Origin of the sequence: Staphylococcus sp. EG-SA-17, from assembly GCF_017151845.1 — a bacterium.
Classification (GTDB): domain Bacteria; phylum Bacillota; class Bacilli; order Staphylococcales; family Staphylococcaceae; genus Staphylococcus; species Staphylococcus aureus.
Genome location: NZ_JACVZO010000049.1, coordinates 1 through 4,404, shown reverse-complemented (window position 1 = coordinate 4,404; position 4,404 = coordinate 1). Strand labels below are relative to the sequence as shown.

The following is a 4,404-nucleotide window of genomic DNA, read 5'->3' as shown; positions in this document are numbered from 1 at the left end:
ATATTAAATAATTCTTGTAATAATAATTCTATGTATTGTTGCAATAAATTAATGAAACTATAATTACTAATATTATATTACTTTTATTGATAGAAATATATTACTTTTTTAAAAAACTTGTAATATATCGAAAGATTTAAATGTAAAATTTTGATTTGTTAAGAAATTGCGTTTATAAAAATAAAAAAATCAACTTATTTGTATGAGATGAATATGTATTGAAGAAGACGTGTTATTAATTTGGAAAATACTGGTCAAAGATGGAAGCTCTCAAAAGCGTTATTGTATTCTTTAGTCAATGCAAATAGATTGCCGTAATAATAATCGTACTTGATGGTTAAAAAATTACTTAAGGCTTTAAAGCAAAACTTTTTATATGAGTAGTCGAATATAACGTTTAAAATGATTGTTTTTGGATATAAACGATTAAGTAAAATGCTTTTTCAGTTTGTAATTAATCATATAAATTTCTTATGGGAAGGTTGATATCTTAATGATTAATATTATTTCAGCTATAGGATCTATTGGGACATTTATTATGGCTTTATTTTATTTTGTATCAGTTTCAGTTCAACTTTATCAAATGAAAATTAGCTTTCTGCCAGCTTTAGGTTTTAACCAAATTTTATTAGAAAGGGAGGGTGATCAACTTAATATAATGAATTCGGCAACAGAAGAGCATCATCATAAAGATTATATTAAACTATATAATTTAGGTGGCGGTGCTGCTAAAAAAATTGCAATAGAGGTTTTATTGGGTAATGATAAAGTCATTCAGAAAAAATACGTGAATATTTTACCTAGTAAAGAAGGGTACATGTTACCAATTAATAAAAATGTGTACGAAGAATTAGAAAGAACGATTGAGAACAATGGTTATGAAGCTGATTTGAATGTACGTATGACTTATTATCATAATGTAAGTCGCAAACAACAGGAAGTTATATTAAAAGGTCAAATCGACCGTTTTAATACTTATAATAATAAAGAAATTTATGATTTGCAGTTTATCTAAAAATTGATTTAAGAGGGTAGTTGTTTATTGCGAAAAATATCATTCAATTTTAATGAAATAATGGCGTCATTACTATAAAATATTACTTTATGTTGTAAAGCATTTTTCTATAAGATAGAACTAAAAGGAGGGGCAAAGATGCAAATTAGACAAATACATCAACATGACTTTGCTCAAGTTGACCAGTTAATTAGAACGGCATTTGAAAATAGTGAACATGGTTATGGTAATGAATCAGAGCTAGTAGACCAAATTCGTCTAAGTGATACGTATGACAATAACTTAGAAATAGTAGCTGTTCTTCAAAACGAAGTTGTAGGGCACGGTTTACTAAGTGAAGTTTATCTTGATAACGGAGCACAACGGGAAATTGGATTAGTGTTAGCACCTGTATCTGTTGATATTCATCATCAAAATAAAGGTATAGGGAAGCGATTGATTCAAGCATTAGAACGAGAAGCAATATTAAAAGGATATAATTTTATCAGTGTATTAGGATGGCCGACGTATTATGCCAATCTAGGATATCAACGCGCAAGTATGTACGACATTTATCCACCATATGATGGTATACCAGACGAAGCGTTTTTAATTAAAGAATTAAAAGTGAACAGTTTAGCGGGAAAAACAGGTACCATAAATTACACATCTGCTTTTGAAAAAATATGATTTCAAGATAGGATTACATTAGGCAGAGTTCATATTAATAATACAAATTGTTCGCAATGAAATCGCACGTTGTCGTTTGCAATTTATAAAATAGCAATAAATAAAATGTTTGTTAGGAAAGTATTATTGTGGATAATAAAAAATCGATACAAATTAATTGCTATAATGCAATTTTAGTGTATAATTGCATTAATGGAGATTAAATATATCTTTAAAGGGTATACAGTTAATATAAAATGACTTTTTAAAAAGAGGGAATAAAATGAATATGAAGAAAAAAGAAAAACACGCAATTCGGAAAAAATCGATTGGCGTGGCTTCAGTGCTTGTAGGTACGTTAATCGGTTTTGGACTACTCAGCAGTAAAGAAGCAGATGCAAGTGAAAATAGTGTTACGCAATCCGATAGCGCAAGTAACGAAAGCAAAAGTAATGATTCAAGTAGCGTTAGTGCTGCACCTAAAACAGTCGACACAAACGTGAGTGATACTAAAACAACGTCAAACACTAATAGTGGCGAAACAAGTGTGGCGCAAAATCCGGCACAACAGGAAACGACACAATCAGCATCAACAAATGCAACTACGGAAGAAACTCCGGCAACTGGTGAAGCTACTACTACGGCAACGAATCAAGCTAATACACCGGCAACAACTCAATCAAGCAATACAAATGCGGAGGAATTAGTGAATCAAACAAATAATGAAACGACTTCTAATGATACTAATACAGTATCATCTGTAAATTCACCTCAAAATTCTACAAATGCGGAAAATGTTTCAACAACGCAAGATACTTCAACTGAAGCAACACCTTCAAACAATGAATCAGCTCCACAGAGTACAGATGCAAGTAATAAAGATGTAGTTAATCAAGCGGTTAATACAAGTGCGCCTAGAATGAGAGCATTTAGTTTAGCGGCAGTAGCTGCAGATGCACCGGCTGCTGGCACAGATATTACGAATCAGTTGACAGATGTGAAAGTTACTATTGACTCTGGTACGACTGTGTATCCGCACCAAGCAGGTTATGTCAAACTGAATTATGGTTTTTCAGTCCCTAATTCTGCTGTTAAAGGTGACACATTCAAAATAACTGTACCTAAAGAATTAAACTTAAATGGTGTAACTTCAACTGCTAAGGTGCCACCAATTATGGCCGGAGATCAAGTATTGGCAAATGGTGTAATCGATAGTGATGGTAATGTTATTTATACATTTACAGACTATGTTGATAATAAAGAAAATGTAACAGCTAATATTACTATGCCAGCTTATATTGACCCTGAAAATGTTACAAAGACAGGTAATGTGACATTGACAACTGGCATAGGAACCAATACTGCTAGTAAGACAGTATTAATCGACTATGAGAAATATGGACAATTCCATAATTTATCAATTAAAGGTACGATTGATCAAATCGATAAAACAAATAATACGTATCGCCAAACAATTTATGTCAATCCAAGCGGAGATAACGTTGTGTTACCTGCCTTAACAGGTAATTTAATTCCTAATACAAAGAGTAATGCGTTAATAGATGCAAAAAACACTGATATTAAAGTTTATAGAGTCGATAATGCTAATGATTTATCTGAAAGTTATTATGTGAATCCTAGCGATTTTGAAGATGTAACTAATCAAGTTAGAATTTCATTTCCAAATGCTAATCAATACAAAGTAGAATTTCCTACGGACGATGACCAAATTACAACACCGTATATTGTAGTTGTTAATGGCCATATTGATCCTGCTAGTACAGGTGATTTAGCACTACGTTCGACATTTTATGGTTATGATTCTAATTTTATATGGAGATCTATGTCATGGGACAACGAAGTAGCATTTAATAACGGATCAGGCTCTGGTGACGGTATCGATAAACCAGTTGTTCCTGAACAACCTGATGAGCCTGGTGAAATTGAACCAATTCCAGAGGATTCAGATTCTGACCCAGGTTCAGATTCTGGCAGCGATTCTAATTCAGATAGCGGTTCAGATTCGGGTAGTGATTCTACATCAGATAGTGGTTCAGATTCAGCAAGCGATTCAGATTCAGCAAGTGATTCAGATTCAGCAAGTGATTCAGACTCAGCAAGTGATTCAGATTCAGCAAGTGATTCAGATTCAGCAAGTGATTCAGACTCAGCAAGTGATTCAGATTCAGCAAGTGATTCAGACTCAGCAAGTGATTCAGATTCAGCGAGCGATTCAGATTCAGCGAGTGATTCAGATTCAGACAGCGATTCAGACTCAGACAGTGACTCAGATTCCGATAGTGACTCAGACTCAGATAGCGACTCAGATTCCGATAGTGACTCCGACTCAGACAGCGATTCAGATTCAGATAGTGATTCAGATTCAGATAGCGATTCGGATTCAGATAGTGACTCAGATTCAGATAGCGACTCAGATTCAGATAGCGATTCAGATTCCGACAGTGACTCAGATTCCGACAGCGATTCAGATTCCGACAGTGACTCAGACTCAGACAGTGATTCGGATTCAGATAGCGATTCAGACTCAGACAGTGACTCGGATTCAGATAGCGATTCAGACTCAGACAGCGACTCGGATTCAGATAGCGATTCCGACTCAGACAGTGATTCAGACTCAGACAGCGATTCAGATTCCGACAGTGACTCAGACTCAGACAGCGATTCCGACTCAGACAGTGACTCGGATTCAGATAGCGATTCTGACTCAGATAGTGACTCCG

The 4,404-nt window shown here is 34.4% G+C and carries 3 protein-coding genes and 1 pseudogene; all 4 read left to right on the top strand.

What is annotated here, in order from left to right:
* Positions 1–330 precede the first annotated feature (330 nt).
* Positions 331–486: pseudogene (locus IDG65_RS13655) on the top strand (hypothetical protein).
* 7 nt (positions 487–493) lie between these two features.
* Entirely contained in the window at positions 494–1,015 is a 522-nt protein-coding gene (locus tag IDG65_RS13650; RefSeq protein ID WP_000608186.1) for a hypothetical protein, read from the top strand.
* Between the two features lie 138 nt (positions 1,016–1,153).
* Positions 1,154–1,684, top strand: a complete 531-nt coding sequence (locus IDG65_RS13645) for a GNAT family N-acetyltransferase (protein WP_001167158.1) — start codon at positions 1,154–1,156, stop codon at positions 1,682–1,684.
* 262 nt (positions 1,685–1,946) lie between these two features.
* Positions 1,947–4,404 (top strand): MSCRAMM family adhesin clumping factor ClfA (gene clfA, locus IDG65_RS13640; protein ID WP_206174165.1); only part of this gene is annotated, 2,458 nt, incomplete at its 3' end.

Excerpts from the sequence above, each read along its gene's own strand:
- IDG65_RS13650 (WP_000608186.1), top strand. The coding sequence starts at position 494 with ATGATTAATATTATTTCAGCTATAGGATCTATTGGGACATTTATTATG.
- IDG65_RS13645 (WP_001167158.1), top strand. The coding sequence starts at position 1,154 with ATGCAAATTAGACAAATACATCAACATGACTTTGCTCAAGTTGACCAG.